At 67.2% G+C, this 17,356-nt stretch carries 20 protein-coding genes; 12 read left to right on the top strand and 8 right to left on the bottom strand.

Translation table 11 applies throughout. From position 1 onward, the window contains the following. Window positions 1-120: 120 nt before the first annotated feature. Both P3G67_RS22380 and P3G67_RS22375 read right to left on the bottom strand, forming a co-directional pair. Window positions 121-1,518, bottom strand: coding sequence for an IS1380 family transposase (locus tag P3G67_RS22380; RefSeq protein ID WP_276095058.1), 1,398 nt, complete (start codon window positions 1,516-1,518; stop codon window positions 121-123). Between the two features lie 121 nt (window positions 1,519-1,639). Further along, window positions 1,640-2,554 (bottom strand): radical SAM protein, encoded by a 915-nt coding sequence (locus tag P3G67_RS22375; protein WP_276095057.1) that lies wholly within the window; start codon window positions 2,552-2,554, stop codon window positions 1,640-1,642. Window positions 2,555-2,668: 114 nt separating this feature from the next. Here P3G67_RS22375 and P3G67_RS22370 point away from each other — a divergent pair, with 114 nt between their 5' ends. Further along, window positions 2,669-2,953, top strand: coding sequence for a hypothetical protein (locus P3G67_RS22370; protein ID WP_276095056.1), 285 nt, complete (start codon window positions 2,669-2,671; stop codon window positions 2,951-2,953). Here P3G67_RS22370 and P3G67_RS22365 read toward each other — a convergent pair. The 4 genes from P3G67_RS22365 to P3G67_RS22350 all read right to left on the bottom strand — a co-directional run bounded on the left by P3G67_RS22365 (window position 2,937) and on the right by P3G67_RS22350 (window position 5,096). Beyond that, window positions 2,937-3,506: a hypothetical protein gene (locus P3G67_RS22365; protein WP_276095055.1), complete on the bottom strand. Its 570-nt coding sequence runs from the start codon at window positions 3,504-3,506 to the stop codon at window positions 2,937-2,939. The two genes, P3G67_RS22370 and P3G67_RS22365, sit on opposite strands and share 17 nt — an antisense overlap. A gap of 573 nt (window positions 3,507-4,079) precedes the next feature. Then, window positions 4,080-4,472, bottom strand: a complete 393-nt coding sequence (locus P3G67_RS22360; RefSeq protein ID WP_276095054.1) for a hypothetical protein — start codon at window positions 4,470-4,472, stop codon at window positions 4,080-4,082. After that, complete coding sequence (locus P3G67_RS22355; protein ID WP_276095053.1) at window positions 4,469-4,645, bottom strand: hypothetical protein; 177 nt, start codon at window positions 4,643-4,645, stop codon at window positions 4,469-4,471. Before P3G67_RS22355 ends, P3G67_RS22360 begins: the two co-directional genes overlap by 4 nt. A 190-nt stretch (window positions 4,646-4,835) precedes the next feature. After that, the gene (locus P3G67_RS22350; RefSeq protein WP_276095052.1) at window positions 4,836-5,096 is read right to left on the bottom strand and encodes a hypothetical protein; all 261 of its coding nucleotides are present in this window, start codon (window positions 5,094-5,096) and stop codon (window positions 4,836-4,838) included. A 204-nt stretch (window positions 5,097-5,300) separates the two neighbouring features. On the opposite strand from P3G67_RS22350, the gene P3G67_RS22345 reads away from it, so the two are divergent. The 3 genes from P3G67_RS22345 (at window position 5,301) to P3G67_RS22335 (ending at window position 7,422) form a co-directional block, all read left to right on the top strand. Continuing rightward, window positions 5,301-6,401 (top strand): helix-turn-helix domain-containing protein, encoded by a 1,101-nt coding sequence (locus P3G67_RS22345; RefSeq protein ID WP_276095051.1) that lies wholly within the window; start codon window positions 5,301-5,303, stop codon window positions 6,399-6,401. Between the two features lie 15 nt (window positions 6,402-6,416). After that, window positions 6,417-6,992, top strand: a complete 576-nt coding sequence (locus P3G67_RS22340) for an HD domain-containing protein (RefSeq protein ID WP_276095050.1) — start codon at window positions 6,417-6,419, stop codon at window positions 6,990-6,992. 94 nt (window positions 6,993-7,086) lie between these two features. Next, entirely contained in the window at window positions 7,087-7,422 is a 336-nt protein-coding gene (locus P3G67_RS22335) for a histone-like nucleoid-structuring protein Lsr2 (protein WP_276095049.1), read from the top strand. 153 nt (window positions 7,423-7,575) lie between these two features. Here P3G67_RS22335 and P3G67_RS22330 read toward each other — a convergent pair whose 3' ends face one another. Together P3G67_RS22330 and P3G67_RS22325 are read right to left on the bottom strand one after the other, a co-directional pair. Continuing rightward, window positions 7,576-7,983, bottom strand: coding sequence for an acyl-CoA thioesterase (locus tag P3G67_RS22330; RefSeq protein ID WP_276095048.1), 408 nt, complete (start codon window positions 7,981-7,983; stop codon window positions 7,576-7,578). A 12-nt stretch (window positions 7,984-7,995) separates the two neighbouring features. Next, window positions 7,996-9,603: a helix-turn-helix transcriptional regulator gene (locus P3G67_RS22325; protein ID WP_276095047.1), complete on the bottom strand. Its 1,608-nt coding sequence runs from the start codon at window positions 9,601-9,603 to the stop codon at window positions 7,996-7,998. Window positions 9,604-10,410: 807 nt separating this feature from the next. On the opposite strand from P3G67_RS22325, the gene P3G67_RS22320 reads away from it, so the two are divergent. From P3G67_RS22320 to P3G67_RS22285, 8 genes are all read left to right on the top strand, one after another. Beyond that, a complete protein-coding gene (locus P3G67_RS22320; protein ID WP_276095046.1) occupies window positions 10,411-10,728 on the top strand; it encodes a transcriptional regulator in 318 nt (105 codons plus the stop codon). A gap of 3 nt (window positions 10,729-10,731) precedes the next feature. Beyond that, window positions 10,732-11,667 carry a hypothetical protein gene (locus P3G67_RS22315; protein WP_276095045.1) on the top strand — a complete coding sequence of 312 codons (936 nt, stop codon included), beginning with the start codon at window positions 10,732-10,734 and terminating at the stop codon, window positions 11,665-11,667. Then, window positions 11,667-12,356, top strand: a complete 690-nt coding sequence (locus tag P3G67_RS22310; RefSeq protein WP_276095044.1) for an ATP-binding protein — start codon at window positions 11,667-11,669, stop codon at window positions 12,354-12,356. Before P3G67_RS22315 ends, P3G67_RS22310 begins: the two co-directional genes overlap by 1 nt. 113 nt (window positions 12,357-12,469) lie before the next feature. Next, window positions 12,470-13,042 carry a WhiB family transcriptional regulator gene (locus P3G67_RS22305; RefSeq protein WP_276095043.1) on the top strand — a complete coding sequence of 191 codons (573 nt, stop codon included), beginning with the start codon at window positions 12,470-12,472 and terminating at the stop codon, window positions 13,040-13,042. Beyond that, on the top strand, window positions 13,039-14,049 hold the full coding sequence (locus P3G67_RS22300; protein ID WP_276095042.1) for a DUF2637 domain-containing protein: 1,011 nt from the start codon (window positions 13,039-13,041) through the stop codon (window positions 14,047-14,049). Before P3G67_RS22305 ends, P3G67_RS22300 begins: the two co-directional genes overlap by 4 nt. Before the next feature lie 666 nt (window positions 14,050-14,715). After that, a complete protein-coding gene (locus P3G67_RS22295) occupies window positions 14,716-15,063 on the top strand; it encodes a plasmid mobilization protein (protein WP_276095041.1) in 348 nt (115 codons plus the stop codon). Then, window positions 15,063-16,835 (top strand): relaxase/mobilization nuclease domain-containing protein, encoded by a 1,773-nt coding sequence (locus P3G67_RS22290; RefSeq protein ID WP_276095040.1) that lies wholly within the window; start codon window positions 15,063-15,065, stop codon window positions 16,833-16,835. The genes P3G67_RS22295 and P3G67_RS22290 overlap by 1 nt, the downstream gene beginning before the upstream one ends. Before the next feature lie 73 nt (window positions 16,836-16,908). Beyond that, on the top strand, window positions 16,909-17,319 hold the full coding sequence (locus tag P3G67_RS22285; protein WP_276095039.1) for a hypothetical protein: 411 nt from the start codon (window positions 16,909-16,911) through the stop codon (window positions 17,317-17,319). The last annotated feature ends 37 nt before the right edge of the window (window positions 17,320-17,356 follow it).

Genomic DNA, 17,356 nt, shown 5'->3' with positions numbered 1-17,356 from the left:
TGGCTTCGGTGGGGGCAGTCTTGGTGTTGTCCTGTGCGCCGGGCAGCAGGTATCCACTGGTCTGCCCAGCTTTTCCACGTGTTCTCCGCTCGGGCTCTCGCGGGCGTTCGGGCAGGGGCGTCAGGCTGACGTTGGTGGGGCGTGAACAGCGCGGAAGAGCTGGAGCCAGGATTCCTGCCGACGCCATGGTTCCGGCAGGTGGAGGGTGAGCCGTCGGGCTGATCGGGCCAGGCGGGCAGGGACGCAGATGATGTGTTGGCTAATGGTTGCGGTGGTGGCCTTGGCGTAGAACGCTCCGGCCAGCGTGCCGGCGGCCCGCAGCAGGTTGTAGCTGATCGCCCAGCAGGTCAACCAGGCCGCGTTGGCGTTGAAGTGGCCCGACGGCAGGTGGGCCAGGGGCCCGCCCTTGCCGTCGGCGATCACCTGCTCGATGATCGCGTGGTGCCGGTGCTGCCGCTCGGCTTGGAGGGTCTCAAAGGGGCTGTCGGTGAAGAACGGGTGGTAGCGCCAGACGGGGAACAGCTCGCCTTGGTCCGTTTCGACTGCGGGCTTGGCCCGGTCGACCACTCGGCGGACGATCAGACGGGCAGTGACCTGCTCAGCTTTGGGTCGTCCGGTGAAGGCGGTGTAGGCGGGTATCTCGGCGACCTCGGCCTCGGAGATCAGCTCACCGGTGTCAGGGTCGACCACAGCGCGTGGGTAGCGAATGGGCCGCCACGCGTCCTGGCTGATCGAGGTGATGGCGCGCTGGATGGAGGGGTTCATGCCTGTGGTGATCGAGAAGTGGGTGCGTCTGCGGCGGCAGGCGGCCACCACATCGGCGCTGTAGAACTTGGAGTCCGCGCGCACGATCCGCACCCCGGTGCAGCCCGCTTCGATCGCGGTGGCTACCGCCTCAGTGACAAAACGCGGGGCACCGCGGGCATCAGCGGCCTTGCCCTGCCGCAGCCGCACCCCGGCGAGCACTGGCCGCGTGGTGGGGGTGCAGATGGTGGCCAGCAGCGGGTGCAAGGTACGCACCCCCTTGAACCGGCCGACCTGCGCGCCCTGCTTGGTCCGGCCGAACACGCGCTTGTGCGTGGAGTCGACGTCGATGAACGCCACCTCGGCCGCGTCGGGCAGCAGCGGGGTATGCGCTGCCAGTTCGGCGAGGAACCTGCGGTGCACCGCGTGCAGTTGCAGCACGTGGCCGTGGGTGAAGGAGCGTAGGAAGGTGCCCAGCGTGGACGGGGCTCGGATGCCGTGGAAGGCCACTGGCATCGCGCCGTGCCGCAACCGGTCGGCGTCCTCGACGCTGTCTGCTCCGGCGCACATCGCCGCTACCAGCGACATCACCTTCGCTGCCGGGTTCGCGCCACCGCTTTTGCCCGCACCTGCGATCCGGACCGCCTGGCTGACCAGGTACGGCAGTCGCACCCGCTCAGACAGCCGGACCACGGGCACCAGGCCCGCGTCTGCGATCACGTTCGGCTCGTCGAACTCCGCGCATACCATCGAAGCGGCATGGGAAGATTGCATCTCGCGGATGTTCTCTCGATCTGTGGATATGGAACCGTAGGAAGTCCCATCATTCCAGCTCAGAGGGTATCCGCGCCTTCATGTCCAGCCCCTGGCACAGCGGTTGATCGGTGGATCGAGGCTAAGGGAGTTTGGGCAAACATGCGGGTTTCGCGGGCTGGCAGGGCGAGTCGTTCGGCACGCACGGATCGATGCCAGGAGAGGGCTGGCATGAGTCCTCCTTGGGGGTGCACGATTCCGGCACGCACGCCCCCGAGCGCGGTGCCGGAACCGCGGCCGTGATCTGCTGCCACTCGGGGCTGGTGATGATGTCGGCGAGCGGGGTGGTCAGCACGTTTCCGGCGCTCATCCACCGCGACATCCCGCACCCGACCGCCTCGCCGGTGGGCAGCACGGCGGCCCGGCCACGGGTGCAGTGCCCACACAGCTCCGCCGGGTCGTGCCCGTCGCGGTCGCCAGCACCCCGGCCGATCCTTCGGACCCGGTCAACGCCGATACGTTCAACGCCGAGGCCACGGAGTTCTTCCACCGCTTCCTTCACGCGCTGCCCCTCCAGCACGCGAATGACTCCGGCGCGGATCGGAATGCCGAGCCGCACAGCCTCAGAGATGTTCGCCTTCGTACGGTCGTACGAGCTGCGGTGCCGGGTGATCTGCTCGTGCTCTGCCGCCTGGTCGCTGTAGTACGAGGTCGCCAGGCTCACCCCTTGACGCGCGAAGACCTCCCACAGGTGCGGGCGGACATGGATGAGGTTGGAGAAGACCTCCACCGCAATGCCGCGGCTCAGCGCGTGCCGCACCAGGGGTGCCAGGTCGGGGTGCAAGGTGGGTTCACCGCCGATGAACTGGAGCCGCTGCACGCCGAGTCCGGCGGCCTGGTCGATCACGTGGCACCAGTCGGCGCGGCCCATCGCCCCGTGCGCCCCCTGGGGGCCTGACCGGTTGTAGCACGTCACGCACCGCGCCTGACACTGGCCAGTGATCTCCAGCTCTATCAAGGACAGCCGCGCCGACGGGGGCGCGTCGAGGATCGTCATAGTCACTCTTTCTGGTGGATTTGGCTCGGCCCCGGCGGCGCGTCGCGAGGGAAAACGATGCGCTCAAGTTGCCGGAGCCAGGCGGCGGTTGGGCGGTACCACTACGGTGGGCGGATGGCAGACGAGCCGTACATGTGCGAGGACGACGACCCGCCGGTGTGCGGGGTGTGCCCGTCGCTGCGCCTGCCTCGCGACCGCTTCGTTGTCGCCGACCGGCCGTCACGGCTGTGGCCGTTCAACGAAGCCGACGGCTACCGGTACGCAGCGGATGGGACTCCGGTATGCGTGCACCCGGACCGGATCGGGCTGGACCCGGACCGGATCGCACTACCACCGAAGCCTTTGGACCTGTCCACCTCGGCGCCGCCGCGACATAGGTGGTTCAGACGGCGAAAGTGAGTTGATGCTCGCGGCCGGAACGCCCCAGCCCGATCGAGGCGTACCGGTCGGCCAGGAACGCCAAGCGCCGGTCGACCTCGTCCTTGGCGAGCCAGTACCGGACCGGGGGCTCACCCCAGGCCAACCGGTACACCTGGTCGGTGACGCAGCCAGGCATGTAGTTGGTGTGCTCCTGGTCGGTCTGGTGGATCACCTGGAAGCCGAAGCGACCGGCGATGCGGGCCAGCAGTTGAGGCTGGGCGATCATCGCGTGCGTCATCTCGTCCACCGGAACCGCGATGGGCACCTCGGCGACGTTTTCGTCTCCGGTTAGCGCGTAGACCGCCGCCTTGATCGCCAAGGCGCGCAAGCCCTCGGTCAGCAGCGGCTCCTTATCGGCGTCCAGGTTCCACCGCTCGATGACGGGAAAGCCCGTGAAACACTGCCAGTCGGAGGAGTACTCCAACGTGGCAGCCCGGAAAGCCGGGAACTCGGGGTCGGCCTCGATGGCCGCGAGGATCTGTTGCGCCCGCTCGGCGGTGACGTCCGCCGGGGGCACGATATTCGTACTCATCCGCTACATCTCCTTCGATTGAGACGATCCGCCGCTGCACGGCGGTGGGGTGGTGCGGCGGCGGCCCCGGGCTCCCCAACGGAACCGCCGCCCTTCCCTCCGCGCCGTGGGACGCCCCCAGGCAGCGTGGAGGGGCCTTAGCCGCTCTTGCCTTGTCAGGGGCTCGGCGGCCGTTAGGTGGCCAGGCACGCCCGCGACGGGGAGACACGCACGTGCCGGGCTGGATCCGTGCCGCCCGTGGCCCTCGGGGGAGAGGCCAGCGGCACGGACGCGGCGGGGGACCAGTCCCACTGCGCGACTAGGGGTTACCGGTGCCCGGATCGGTGGTGCGATGGCGACCCTGGCGGTGACCGCCGTGTCGCACGCGCTGGGGGCGGCGTGGAGAGCCAAGACCAACCACCACGGCGCCGCAGGTGCAGGTGTAGGCGCCTCGCCCATCCGGGCTCACAGCGGCAGCGCACTGCCAGCACGTCAGCCTCGGCACCCGTATCGCGGCGGCCAGCTCGGTATGCGGGCGGTAGAAGGATCGACCGGACAACCTGGCTTCTCCGTCCTCCACGGGGTGTGGGTGCGTCACGATGTCGCTGCCATGGGGTGTCGCTGAGAGGGCAGCGGCCCTGCCGTGTCGCGCCGCGCAGTGAGGTCGTCCTTGCTTAGGCCGTGAAGAACACGGGCAAGCAGGGCGTCATTCGGGGGCATTGAGGCGATGGCCGCACCGCCCTCCGCGTACCAGTCGCCCAAGGCTCGCTTCAGCGTGACTTCCGCGCGCATGACTTCTGCGCGGATCTCACCAAGTGTTAGATCAATCTCGACCACCAGGCGTATGAGATCGGCCGGGGTGATCCGCCAGGGCTTGGGGAAGAACACTGCGTCGTCGCGGTGGACGAGGTCGAAGGAGATTTCCACGCACGCGGCCGGGTTCGCCGCGCCGGTCGACTCGTCTTCGGCGAGGAGCCGTAATCTCACCGTCGACCCTCCTCGGGTATGGGTACGAGATCGCTGGGATCCGCGGCCCACTCGATCAGCGTGCTGTTCGGCGGGCGGACGATGATCCGGCCGCACGGTTCGATGTCGGTCACGATGCACTCGCGGTTCCGTCGCGTGTCGAACTGGAGGTCGCCAATCCGTGGGGCGGTCATCGCGGCTCACCCCCGCAGCGCCGGCACCTGCACGGTGGGTAGGCCATGGGGTTGGCGGTGACGGCGTCGTCGGGCTCTGACTCGTAGTGGCACTCCTGGCGTATGTCCACGCGTTTGCCTCGGCTGCCGATCCGGTAGACGCAGATCGTCAGTAGGGGATCTTGGATCGGTTCAGCCCCCATGGCACCACTCACAACTCATCGCCGCCCTCAGCCTGCAACGCCCTGGCGCGGGCCTTGATCGCCGCGTCGATCTGGATCCACAGCAGTTCGGTTTGACCGGGACGCAGAATCAACACACTCGGCTCGGTGTGACCGTCAGCGAAGTGCAGATCCACTGCGAGAGCAGCGTGCTCGGTCGCGTGGTTGTACCCGAAGTCGCGTTTCTTCGGGGTGACATGAGTGACCGTGCTGCTCGTCGTGCTTCTGGCGCTCGTAGTGTCCGTCGTCATCGTCGGTACTCCGGATCAAAGGTTCCCGCTCAGGCAAGTTGACGGGCAGACAGCAGAAACGTGCGAGGAGAACTAAGCTCGCGACTGGACGCGCCATCACCCTGCGGGGCGGTCGGGTTACTCACCGGCTTCAACGTACGGGCGCCACGCATGGCGAAACACTCACTGCGGGTACGTGTTAAGGGTCAACCAGCGGAGAGCGCGATGAGCACGCAAGACCAGCGTCGTTCGATCACCGGCGCCATCAGCGGATACGTACTGCGCCTCGCCCGTGAGAGCATCCCCTTGACTCAGGCTGAGTTCGCGGAACTACTGGAGGGGGATGTCCGCACAGTCCAGGGGTGGGAATCCGGTCGTCGCCCCTTAGCCAACATGCGGGCTGGGGCGTTGCTGGACCTGACACGACGGTTACTTGCCCTCGGGGCTGACCAGAACCTCGTCCGCTTGCTCGACCCTGCCATGGACGCGGACCGGATCATCGGCGCCGCGTTGGACCCGCCGGCTGACCACCGCGAGCATCCCCTTTCGGAGTGGGTCCACAATCGCGAGACCGCCCACATGATTGCCTGGGCCGTGAACGGCACATGCCCCCCGGCCGTCGGGAACCGCCCAAAGGCAGCGCGGCGCGGCCCCGTGGCTGATGCGCCGCTCTTGCCTGCTGGCGAGCGCACAGCCCTCTTTGCGCACCTCCGAGAGATGGCTGAGCAAACGGCCCGAACCGCCAGTAATGGGATACTCCTGCGCCGACAGGTGCTCTACCTGACGAGCTATGACCGGAGTCCGGACGCTGCTAGCTGGACAGCCCACGCCCTCCACCGCCAGCGCGGAGTTCTCTCCGTCCGCGGCTGGTCCATGCACTGGGCAGAGGGACGAAGCATCGCGACGGCTTTGGCCCGACACGGTGATCCCCAGCCCCTTCGAGACTTCATCGACCGGTCCTTGGCTGATGACGACATGGGAGAGGCAGCGAACCTCAACTACTGGGCCTACTGGCTCGGAGCCCTTCCGGCTACGCAAGTCGACGACCGATTCATGGCCAAGCGCAGCTTGCCGGAGTGGGATGCCATCACGCTCATGCGGAGACTCACCCAGGGCATGAAGGAAGCGCCCACGTACGCGGACTTGTACGCCCACTCGGTATGGGCGTTGCTCACCGCATGCCCATGGCTGCCACAAGCTGAACCTGCAACTGCCAAGGTTCTAATGGCTCATACCGTCATCACGCTTGACGAGAACGATCTATCATCCCGATCTCGGCGCGAACTAGGCGCCGTGCACCAGCTCCTACGCGGAGAACGTGCTTGACCCATGGAGGGCATCATGGAGGAAGAGAACACCGCCGCCGGTACTGCCGGGTACCTGCTGGAGATGGGGATGCTCAAGCGGGCCAAGCGGTCAGGCTGGTGGATCGTCGGGGTGAAGGACCCTGAGACGATCGCGGAGCACTCCTGGCGGACAGCCGTGGTCGGTTCAGTCCTGGCCCTCATGGAAGGGGCCGACCCTGCCAAGGTGGCCCTGCTGTGTACCTTCCATGACACGCAGGAAACCCGAATCGGCGACATCCCGCACATCGGCCGCCGTTACCTGTCCGCCTCCAGCAATGAGGACGTGACCAGGGACCAGGTGTCGGCATCGCACTCCGGGGTGCGGGCTGGCCTACAGTCCATCATCGAGGAGTACGAGAACGGTGACAGCCTCGAAGTGATCGTCGCCCATGACGCAGACAAGCTGGAGTGCCTGATCCAGGCCGTTGAGTACCGGGAACAGGGCTACCAGAACGTACAGCCTTGGATCGACAGCAGCCTGGCGAAACTCAAGACAGCCTCGGCCCAAGAACTTGCTGAAGCAGCCCTGAACATGACTTCTATTGAGTGGCAGCAGACCTACCTTCGATAGGCATTAACTGCCCGGCTACTAACGGCCTGAGCCCTATGGACCCTAATGAGTAACTTGGCTGCAGGGTGGGGCTGCTATGGCTACCATGCCCTGCATGGCACAGAAGATCGTCACCATCTACACCGATGACCTCACAGGCGAAGAGACATCAGAGGCCGCAACACACACGTTCTCCCTGGACGGTGTGGCCTACGAGATCGACCTCGCCCCGGAGTCGCACGAGGAACTGCTCCAGGCCCTCGGCCCGTTCGTCAAGGCGGCTCGGAAGGTTGGGAGGGGTAGAGGGCGGTCGGCCAAGCGTCTGGCCAAGGCTGGTGGCGGCGAGGACAGCGCGAAGATCCGCGCCTGGGCGAAGGAGCAGGCCTTCGAGGTGAATGATCGCGGCCGAGTGTCGGCCGAGATCCGAGAGGCCTACGAGAAGGCACACTGAAGTTGAGGCCCCTCGAATGCTGAGGGGTCTCAACTCCCTATGCGGGTGTACGCCTGTTGCTTGAGCATTCCATGGGCGCCGCGCCGCTGGATCCGTCCGTCGTCGGCAGCAATAGATCGACGGGATACGGGCAATGGGCCGCCGCAAACGAGCTCAGGGCTCGGAGTAGCGGGCGAGGAAGGCGCGTTCGGGCTCGGTGAGGCGCCGCGGCCGACCGGTGTTGAGGTTGTAAGCGACGATCGTGGTCGTTGCTTCGACGTACAAGTGATTGGCATCGTGAATCTCGTAGGCGAGTTCGAAGGTGGCAGCGGACGCTGTGCCGACCCAGACGTCTACGTCGACGGGTTCATGCCGGTAGTGGAGTGGGGTGCGGTAGTCGATAACGGAGCGGGCGACGACGAACGCGTTCTGGCGGCGGCATTCTTCGTCGGTGGGCACCATTTCCCGGAACATGCGCGTGCGTGCTTCCTCCATGTACCGGAGGAACTGCGCGTTGTTGATGTGCCCGTCGGCGTCGGCGTCGGCCCAGCGCAGTGGGCAGGGGTAGGTGTATCTGCGCACGGAAAGCTCTTTCTAGGAGGAGGCTCGAAGGAGGTCTGCCGGAGCGGACAGCAGTGCAAAGTTCTCCATGCGCCCTTCATGCTCGACTGCTTGCGGCGAAGGCCGGGCCGAAGCTCGTGCGGCGTGGTCGTACCCAGCCAAGTCCGCCTGGATTTCGTGGAGGAGACGCTGCTCCTCCTGAAGTTCGCCAATGAGCTGCTCAATGCGAGCGACGGCGGCTTCGCGGGCAGCAGGCAGCGCGATGCGCGTCAACCGCTTCATCTCGGCCCGGGACTCTGTCGATAGGGCTCCCCGCGGTACGCGCGCGATCACCGTGGACGGCGAGACTTCCGTGACGCCCCACTGCCCGGGCGTCTCCTCCACGGCCCAGACCACATTGCGCTTGGACGGCGAAAGGGTCAGTTGACAGGCAGGCCCCACAAGACGGCTGAGGGCGGGCAGCGGGACCCCTTCCTCCCCGGCCTGCGCTGCAGCCTTGCCCGCGCTTTCCACCACCAGGCGCGCAGTGCGCACATCCTCGGCGCGCAGTCGGTCTGCTTCAGCGATCCGCTCCTGGGCCCGGTCGCGTACGAGTGTCGTGTTGTGAGTTTCGTCCGCCCAGGCGTTACGGGCGCCGCCCAACGCATCCCGCTGACCGTCTGATTCCGCCTCTACCCAGGTCATGACGACGAAGCGGCAGTCGGGCATAATCGCCGGGTACGCCACGTGGCTGACGATCTCGATCGTCCGCCAGCCCAGCGTCGGCACGCTGGCGAGGAAGACGTGACCATCGCGATGCTCAACGAGATCGACGTCTGACTCCCAAATCTGCCGGACCTCGGGGTTCCGTTTGACGTCCTCGATCAGCTCCTGGAGGTCCGCGTCATCCCCGTGAGTGGTTTGCGCAAACCGAAGCATGCGCACAAAGACGGTGGCGTGTTTGTGCCAGTCGTGGTATGTGGCACGCCCCTCAGGTGTCGTCAGGGCCCAGCGGATGATGTTGGCCCGTGGCTCCATCACCCACGGCCACAGCTCAGCCATGGCCGTGTTGTAAGCGATGATGTTCCAGTTGCGGTCGGACAGGTAGGTGGGACTGGGCATCTGCCGGTCGATGAGCAGCCGCAGAGCGGGATTCACCTCGTGGCGGCCCTCCGACGGCGAAGACCGCAGGTACGTGCCCACGTTGTAGAGCAGCAGAGCATGGCGTTCATCTCGGTCGAGCTTCAGCAGCTTTGCCAGGGCGTCGCACTGGGCCTGTGTGAACCGTGGTGTCGCACCGCGTTCGATGTTGCGGTATGTGCGCTCACTGACCCCCAGGGCCCGCGCAGCGGTCGGCTGGATGACGCCGGCGGCTTTGCGCCACTGCTTGAGCGTCGCGCCGAATCCCATGTACTGCCCGGCGACTCCGGTGGGCAGCGAAGGGAATTCCTCCTCGGTAACATCATTGCTGCCGTCAGCCCGCCGCTTCACGACTATCAACACCATCTCTCGAGTCGTCAGCCCGCTGAGGGCCGCCTGCCTTCGGGCATACAAAAGGAGGGTCAGCGCGACCGCTGACCCCCCGGCCCTTCCGTCTTCCCGATAGACGATACGCGAAAATGGAATGATCTTGACCGCCCGGGTGACATGACGGCAGGTCAAGCGGAATGCATGGTTGAGAACTAAACGATACGGCCGTAGGGCTGGCGATGATCGCCCGCGAAACCGGCTCCTCGCCTTGGTTCGCTGTGCGGGCCGCGGAATCGGCAAAACCTTGCCGCTTTTCGTTTCCGATCAACTGGGTCGGTCTAGTCCAGTTGTTAAAGGCTCCTCTGCGTGGCGACCCTAAAGCCTCATCTCCCTTACGATGCAAGCGATTTGCGGGATTGCGGGCGAAGCGATCGGCGGGCGCTGCCCGGGCGCCGTATGGGGACAAAACGGCCAAAGGGCCTCGATTGACGGTCTCTATGCCCTTGGCTTAAATCCTCTCTGACCAGCTGATTCAACAGGACGTTGTGGCGTCAGGTGGGTGGGCGGAATGAAGATCATCCCCGGGAGGATGGGGTGATCCGCCTGCTGACCGCCTGCTGATCGGTTGGGAATTTCCTCACCCTCAGGGCAGCACCGAGCCAAGCCAGCTGGCGGCCTTAGAACCCGCTGACTGCGCCCGGCTTCATCCCCATCTGGGGAGACGTGCGTATCGCCGTGGACGTGTGGCCGAGGGTGCTCGTATGGTTCCGGTCGCCGCACAAGGCCGCACCGGGCGGGCTGACAGGCGTGGAGAGAGGCCGATGACGTACATGCCGCCGTGAGGCGAATAGCGCGGGTGCGTGTGGACCGGCGTCCGAGAGTTACCAGCTCCCGGACGCCGGCCAGCACCCCGAAGGGTGCAGATTCACAACGCGGCGACGCGGCTGAAATTTTCGACGAGACGGCCGCTCCGCCCTCATGCAAACGAGAAGGTATCGCATGTCCGAAACCTGGAGCGAAACTCGGGCCATAACTGGGTCCAACGAGCGGCAGCGCCGTCTCGCGGCCCTCTTCGCCGACATGACCCCCGGCGCCGCCGCGATCCGGATCCACTTCCGGAACCCGAGTTGGACCTGGCTCCACCCGCAGGCGCGCGCCTACGACGCGGCCGGGTGGCTGCAGCCCCTGACCCGAACCCAGGCCATCACTGCTGCTCGCTGGCCCTTGCGGGCCCGTCCAAACGCGGCACTGTGGGGCGGAGGCCACGAGTTCGCCCTCACCAGTGCGGCCCTGACCTGCGTCGACCGGAGGCGGTGACCGATGGCGAGGATTCGCACCATCAAACCGGAGGCGTTCGCGTCGGAGTCCCTCGCCGAGGTGTCGCTGACTGCCGAGCGGACGTTCTTCGGCCTGCTGACCCAGGCTGACGACCACGGTCGCCACCGCGACCACGCCGCGATCCTCCGAGGCTTGCTGTGGGCGCTGCGTCCCGAGCACACACCGGTCGATGTCGAGGACGATCTCAACCAACTTGCCGAGGCAGGACTGATCTGCCGGTACACCGGCGAGGACGGCAGGAGCTACCTGCACATCGTCTCCTGGCACCGGCACCAGAAGATCAACCGGCCAAGCGGGTCGCGCTGCTGCGCCTGCCCCGTGCACGAGAGTGGGACACGATCGGAGGTCGCTGAGCCCTCGGTGAAGACTCACGGAGGACTCACTGAGGCCTCAATGAAGGCTCACGGAGAACGCGGTGAGGTCTCCGGCCATCTGAGCGAGAGCAAGGAAATCGCAGGTCAGATGGCCTTCACTGGAGACTCAGTGAACCCTCACGGAGGACTCACTGAGCTCTCGGTGAGCCCTCAGCGCACGGATCTAGGACCTAGGACCTTGGATCAGGGATCTATCCCTACGGGGGGCGCAAGCGCCCCTGCAACGGCATCCACCGCCCAGCGGCTGATCGGCGAATACGTCGCTGCCTGCTCGAATCGCCCGCCTGGCAGCGTCCTCGGGCATCTGGGACGCGAGATCAACAAGATGCTCGCCGAGGGCATCGATCCCAGGCACATCCGGGCGGGGCTGGAGCGCTACCGCGTCAAGCCGATGCACCCCAGTGTGCTGGCCAGCCTGGTCAACGAGGCCATGAATGCTAGCGGGCCTGGCTTGGGGCGGCCGGAAATCCGGCCTACCGTGCACGGTCACAAGGCGTGGACGAACCCGGTCGACGCTGCCGCCGCCTACGCCGAGGAGCTGTGATGCGCGACCGCGAACCGAAGCTCGTCGGCGAGCGCACCATCGCCCGCATCGCCAAGATCCTCGCCGCCCGGGGAGTCGACCCCACCGCGATCCCGGCCGATGACACCCCCGAGCCGATTCCGGCCCTGGAGGCGGCCGAAGCCCGCATTCCGGCCCGCTACCGCCGTGCGATTGCCGACCACCCGCAGGTTGTCGCGTGGGTCCGCGCGGTTGCCGAGGCCGGGCGGCGCGGTCCCGGCGGGGTGCCGGGTATCGCCCAGGGCAGCTCGCTACTGATCGTCGGCACGACCGGCACCGGCAAGACGCACCAGGCGTACGGCGCCTTGCGGTCGCTGATCGGTGCCGGGGTCCGGTTGCGCTGGCAGGCGACCACCGCCGCCGACCTGTATGCCCACCTGCGGCCCCGCCCTGGCGTTGACAGCGAGCGGGAGCTGATGGCTATGGCCCGCTGCCCCCTGCTGATCCTGGACGACCTCGGCGCGGCGAAGTCCTCGGAGTGGACTGAGGAGTTGACCTACCGGCTGGTCAACCACCGGTACAACGAGCTGCTGCCGACGCTGATCACGACGAACCTGTCGATCCGCGATCTGCGCGACGCCGTCGGCGACCGCGTCGCCTCGCGCCTGGCGGAGATGACTGAACGGGTCATCCTCACCGGCGCCGACCGTAGACGCGGCCACACCGCCTGACCGTCCTGCCGCCTCATCCGGGGCCCGTCGAGCGGCCCCGCGCACCTCGCCGACCTTGCGCACCCTCCGCCGACGCCACACGAGCGCGCGGAGGGCGATCGGAGAACCACCTCATGCCCACGAACTCGATGACGCCTGTCCACCGCACCCTGGGCGACTTCAGCTGGCAGGACCGAGCCGCCTGTCGCTCTACCGAGGCCAACCCCTTCGACCCGGAGATGTTCTTCCCCGAACCCGACGAGCTGGACCGTATCGAAGCCGCCAAGCGCCTGTGCTCGCAATGCCCGGTCGAGCAGATCTGCCTGGACGCCGCCTTGGAAGCGGGCGACACCGACGGCATCCGAGGCGGCCTGACCGAGGAGGAACGCGCCAGCCTGCACCGCAAGCTGAAGCGCCGCGTTGACTACGCCCGCATCAACGCCGCCTTCGCAGGCCGCGACATCCACCTCACCGAAGCCGAACGCCAGGTCCTCATCCACGCCGCCTACAAGGGCGGCACCCCTGCCAGCCGCCTGGCCTGGATCTTGAAGTTCACCGAGGAGCACGCCCACAAGCTCTACCGCGAGCAGCGCCGCAAGGAACGCAACAGGGCCATGGGCAAGCGCAAGGGCAAAACCAAGGCCAAGAGCGCCTCGCGGAAGAAGAAGGCTACCCTGACCCGCGCCGACGTCCAGGCGGCGGCGTGACCGCCCCCGCACCGCTTCAGGCGCGCATCACCGGCTGGGACCGGGCCGCGATCATCACCCTCGGCGGCGCCGGGTGCGCCTTGTCGTACGACGCCCTCCAGCAGATGGCCGTCGCCATCCACGTTCGCGGCCTGCTCACCTACCTCTTCCCCCTGGTCATCGACGGCTTCATCGCCTACGGGGTGCGCGCCCTGCTGGTCCTGCGGGCCGCCGCCTTCCTCTCCCGGCTGTACGTGTGGACGCTCTTCGGCACCGCCACCGCCGCCAGTATCTGGGCCAATGCCCTCCACGCCGTCCGCCTTAACGAGGAACAGCCCGTCGGCCATGGACTGCGGCTAGAAGACCTCACGGTCGGTGTCCTGTCCACCCTCGCGCCCCTCGCCCTAGCCGGAGCGGTCCACCTCTACATCCTCATCGCGCGCCAGGTCACCGAATCAGCAGGCCCCGGAAAACGCGGACACCACGAGCACGCACTCGACCGTGTCCCGGCCACCCGGCTCAGCCGGACCGGTCAGCAGGACAAGCCGGTCGGTGAGGTCTTCGGCGGACACCCACGCCCGGAACTGTCCCGGTCACCCGGACGACCGACTGACCGGAAGCCGGTGACCCCGGTCAGCACGGATCAGGACACCCGGACACCGGCCGGTCAGGACACCCCGGGCAAGGAGATTACCCCGGTCGCCACAGCCCCGACTTCGGACAGCGAGCCGTCTGACGCCTCTGCCCAGGGCAGACAGCCACCCGCCAGAGCCCTCCAGGTCGCCCCCTCGCCGACCGCCCGGCCTGTGACCGCCACGCCGGAGCCCGCCTCGGACACCCCGGACAGCGGTGACCGTACGACCGATCCGGTCACCGAGCAGCTCCTCCCGATCGCCCGCAAGGCGGTGAACGACTCCGGCCGGGTCACCCGCGCGGTGGTCGCCCAAGCCATCCGCGGACAAGGTCTCCCACTGTCCAACCAGCGGCTGACCGACCTGATGCAGCAGCTCCGGGACACGCCCGGATAGTCGGACAACAGCCAGGTCGCCTGACCGGCCAACCCAACGGTGTGGGTGGTCTGACCCGGTCGCTCCGGTCAGACCACCCACCCCGTGACATCCCCACGCAAGATCTCCCCGCCCTGGAGAGCCGCCCATGCGCACCGCGCCCGCCACTACAGCCCAAGCCGACGCCTGGATCACCGTTCTGCACAACCGAGGCCATCTCCACCGCGTCGAGACTGCACCGGACGGCACCTGGACCGTCCAACGCACCCCTGAAAGCTGCCCACGCACCCTCCATCACCCTGTCCTGGCCATGGACTACGTCGCCGAAATCCTTCGCGACGTGCGCCGCCGCGCGGAGAGGACCCGATGACGATCCCGGGCCCCGCCGGCACCCGCCCTGAACCGGAGCGTCACGCTCCCACGGCCCCCGGCGGAGCAAGCTATTGCGTTGGATATCCCAAAGGGATACCCAACGCGCTTGCCCCCGCCCAGGGCAGCGGGCGAGGCCCGGCTGGTCCCCGAGCGAGGGCGCACGAGGACCAGCCGGACCTGCGGCGCCAGGGGTCGCCACAGCAGGAGGAAGGGGCAGACAGCAGCACCAGCTCGATACCGACGAGCCGGATCACGCCCGCCTTCCCCGACCGCCGGCCGCGCCGCCGCACCTACCAGCCCACACACCGCGAAGACGTGATCGCCGTCCGCCTCACCGCCGATGAGAAGAGCGAGATCGTCGCCGCCGCACGACGCACCGGCATGTTCCCCTCCGGCTTCCTGGCCACCGCAGGACTAGCCGAAGCCCGCGGTTTCTCCACCGTCTTGCACGCCACCGGCCAACTCGACACCGCAATCGACGAACTGGCAGCACTGCGCGCCCAGATCTCCCGCGTCGGCAACAACATCAACCAGATCGCGTACATCTACAACTCCGGCAGCCAGCCCCGACCCGTGGTACTCGACCACACGCTGACCCGCCTGGTGCACACCCTCACGCGCATCGACGAGGCCGCCGAAACCCTGGCCCGGCAACGCGCCTGATGGTCCCTAACGTCACCCGAGGTTCGCGCACGCACGGCCTGCTCGCCTACCTCTACGGACCCGGTCGGCACGAGGAGCACACCGACCCGCACTTGGTCGCCTCCTGGGACGGCTTCGCACCCGACCCAGGCCGCGACCCCGATGCCACCCTCACCCAGCTCACCCGTGCCCTCGACCTGCGCGTCATCCAGGTCGGCGACCGCGGGCCCGCCAAGCACGTCTGGCACTGCTCGGTCCGCACCGACCCCGGCGACCGGCACCTGACCGACGCCGAATGGGGCGAGGTCGCCCGCCGCATCGTCAACGCCACCGGCATCGCCCCCACTGACGACCCAGACGGCTGCCGATGGGTCGCCGTCCGCCACGCCCACGACCACATCCACATCGCCGCAACCATCGTGCGCGGCAACCTCCGACAACCCCGCATTGCCTACGACTTCAACCGCGCCCAGGACGAATGCCGCCGCGTCGAGAAGGAATGGAACCTGCGCGAACTCAACCCCGGCGACGGCACCGCAGCCAAAAACCCCACCAACGCTGAGCACTTCAAAGCCGAACGCACCGGACAGGACCAGACCGCACGCGAGACGCTCAGGGAGGCCGTTCGCCAAGCCCTCGCCGGAGCTTCCACCGAAGTCGAGTTCTTCGAACGCCTCACCGCGGCCGGACTGCGCGTCGACAAGCGCCACGTCCCCTCCGGCGACGTCCTCGGCTACAAGGTCGCACTCCCCGGCGACCGTAACCGCAACGGTGACCCCATCTGGTTCCCCGGCTCCAAACTCGCTCCCGACCTGTCTCTTCCCAAGATCCGGCAACGACTGACCAACCCTGCTGCCACCAACGAGGCCGACGGCGACCCACAGGTGCCGACCGTTACCACGGTCACCGTTCGACCCTCGCGCCCCGCGCAAGCTCGCCGAGACGCAGTCAAGGCAGCCGAGCAGGCCATGAGCGCCTTCGACGAGGACCACGCGCAAGAAGCCGCTGCCCAACTCGTGGGCATCGGTGAAGTGCTGGACGCCATCGCACAGACCGCCCCGGCCGCCAGCCGTCCAGAACTGCGCGCCGCCGCCCGCGCCTTCGAACGTGCCACTCGCTCCCACATTCGTGCCGAGCAGGCCGACAACCACGCCCTTCGCGCCGCCGCCCGGGGTATCGTCCACGCCGGCGGCGCGCTCGGCCGAGGCGAAGACGGCGGCGCCACCGCCATGTTGCTCTCCACCCTGGTGCTCGTCGCCGTCGCCGCCGCTCGCTGGCACTCCGCCCGCGGACACGCCCAGCAGGCCGCCGCCTCACGCGAGGCAGCCGAGCATCTGCGGGCCGGGTACCAAGCTGCGGCTCAAGCCCCGATGAACGCGATGCGCGAGCAAGGCCGATCGCTTCCCGAAACGACCCGCGAACGACACCTCATCACCGTCCGAGCGGCGCTCCCCGAAGGCGCCGACCACGCGAGCAGCTCACCCGGGTGGGACGCGCTGGCGGCCACGCTCGACCAAGCCGAGCAAGCCGGATACGACCCCGAAGCCCTGCTCAAGGAAGCCGTGGAAATGCGCGAACTGGACACGGCAGACAACGTCAACGACGTTCTCGTCTGGCGGCTGCGCCGCCTGGGCGACCTCCCCACGCAACCGACTGCGCCCCGCTCATCCGACAAGAAGGCAGCAAATCGGCAGAACAAGTCACAATCCGGTCGGAACGCCGCACGCATGAACCCGACGACTGCAGCCCAGCCCACCCCGGCACAATCACACGCCAGGCCGACGCGGCACTGACCAGCAGCTTGAACTCACCAGTGGGCACAAAAGCGCTGGACATCCGTCGCGCCCACTGTTACGGAGGAATCAGATGGACTTGATGGAGATGATGCTCGTGCAAAGACGAATGGACCGGGAGCCGAAGACCACCGACCAGCCCACGGCCCCGCTGGACGACCCGCTGCTACGTCTCCAAGAAGAGCTGCAAGAACCTGACACCCCGGGGTACTCGCGTTCTGTGTTGCACCCGCACGAGCTGACCATCACCGGCATCATCGTGATGTGTCCCGCCTGCGGCGCCCGCCGTGACTGGCTGATCATCTGCGACGGCAGCAGAGTCAGCATCCGCTGCCGCTGCGCACACCAGTGGGCCGAACCGGAAATCTCGCATGCCGACTTCGACGCCATGATCAGCGGGCCCGGCACCAACTACACCAACTTCACGGCAGCGGTCCGGGCTACGGGATACGACGGAACCTTGGCTGGCACCTACCTTCCCTAACCGGCGGTATTGCAGCAGATGTAACGCTCGCCATCTG

This window comes from Streptomyces silvisoli, assembly GCF_029269905.1.
GTDB lineage: Bacteria > Actinomycetota > Actinomycetes > Streptomycetales > Streptomycetaceae > Streptantibioticus_A > Streptantibioticus_A silvisoli_A.
Note: the sequence above shows the minus strand (reverse complement) of the source record. Positions and strands in the feature narration are given on the sequence as shown.

Bases quoted from the DNA above. Each gene is read 5' to 3' on its own strand.
- P3G67_RS22380 (WP_276095058.1), bottom strand. From the start codon at position 1,518: ATGCAATCTTCCCATGCCGCTTCGATGGTATGCGCGGAGTTCGACGAG.
- P3G67_RS22375 (WP_276095057.1), bottom strand. From the start codon at position 2,554: ATGACGATCCTCGACGCGCCCCCGTCGGCGCGGCTGTCCTTGATAGAG.
- P3G67_RS22370 (WP_276095056.1), top strand. From the start codon at position 2,669: ATGGCAGACGAGCCGTACATGTGCGAGGACGACGACCCGCCGGTGTGC.
- P3G67_RS22365 (WP_276095055.1), bottom strand. From the start codon at position 3,506: ATGAGTACGAATATCGTGCCCCCGGCGGACGTCACCGCCGAGCGGGCG.
- P3G67_RS22355 (WP_276095053.1), bottom strand. From the start codon at position 4,645: ATGACCGCCCCACGGATTGGCGACCTCCAGTTCGACACGCGACGGAAC.
- P3G67_RS22350 (WP_276095052.1), bottom strand. From the start codon at position 5,096: ATGACGACGGACACTACGAGCGCCAGAAGCACGACGAGCAGCACGGTC.
- P3G67_RS22345 (WP_276095051.1), top strand. From the start codon at position 5,301: ATGAGCACGCAAGACCAGCGTCGTTCGATCACCGGCGCCATCAGCGGA.
- P3G67_RS22340 (WP_276095050.1), top strand. From the start codon at position 6,417: ATGGAGGAAGAGAACACCGCCGCCGGTACTGCCGGGTACCTGCTGGAG.
- P3G67_RS22335 (WP_276095049.1), top strand. From the start codon at position 7,087: ATGGCACAGAAGATCGTCACCATCTACACCGATGACCTCACAGGCGAA.
- P3G67_RS22320 (WP_276095046.1), top strand. From the start codon at position 10,411: ATGTCCGAAACCTGGAGCGAAACTCGGGCCATAACTGGGTCCAACGAG.
- P3G67_RS22315 (WP_276095045.1), top strand. From the start codon at position 10,732: ATGGCGAGGATTCGCACCATCAAACCGGAGGCGTTCGCGTCGGAGTCC.
- P3G67_RS22310 (WP_276095044.1), top strand. From the start codon at position 11,667: ATGCGCGACCGCGAACCGAAGCTCGTCGGCGAGCGCACCATCGCCCGC.
- P3G67_RS22305 (WP_276095043.1), top strand. From the start codon at position 12,470: ATGCCCACGAACTCGATGACGCCTGTCCACCGCACCCTGGGCGACTTC.
- P3G67_RS22290 (WP_276095040.1), top strand. From the start codon at position 15,063: ATGGTCCCTAACGTCACCCGAGGTTCGCGCACGCACGGCCTGCTCGCC.
- P3G67_RS22285 (WP_276095039.1), top strand. From the start codon at position 16,909: ATGGACTTGATGGAGATGATGCTCGTGCAAAGACGAATGGACCGGGAG.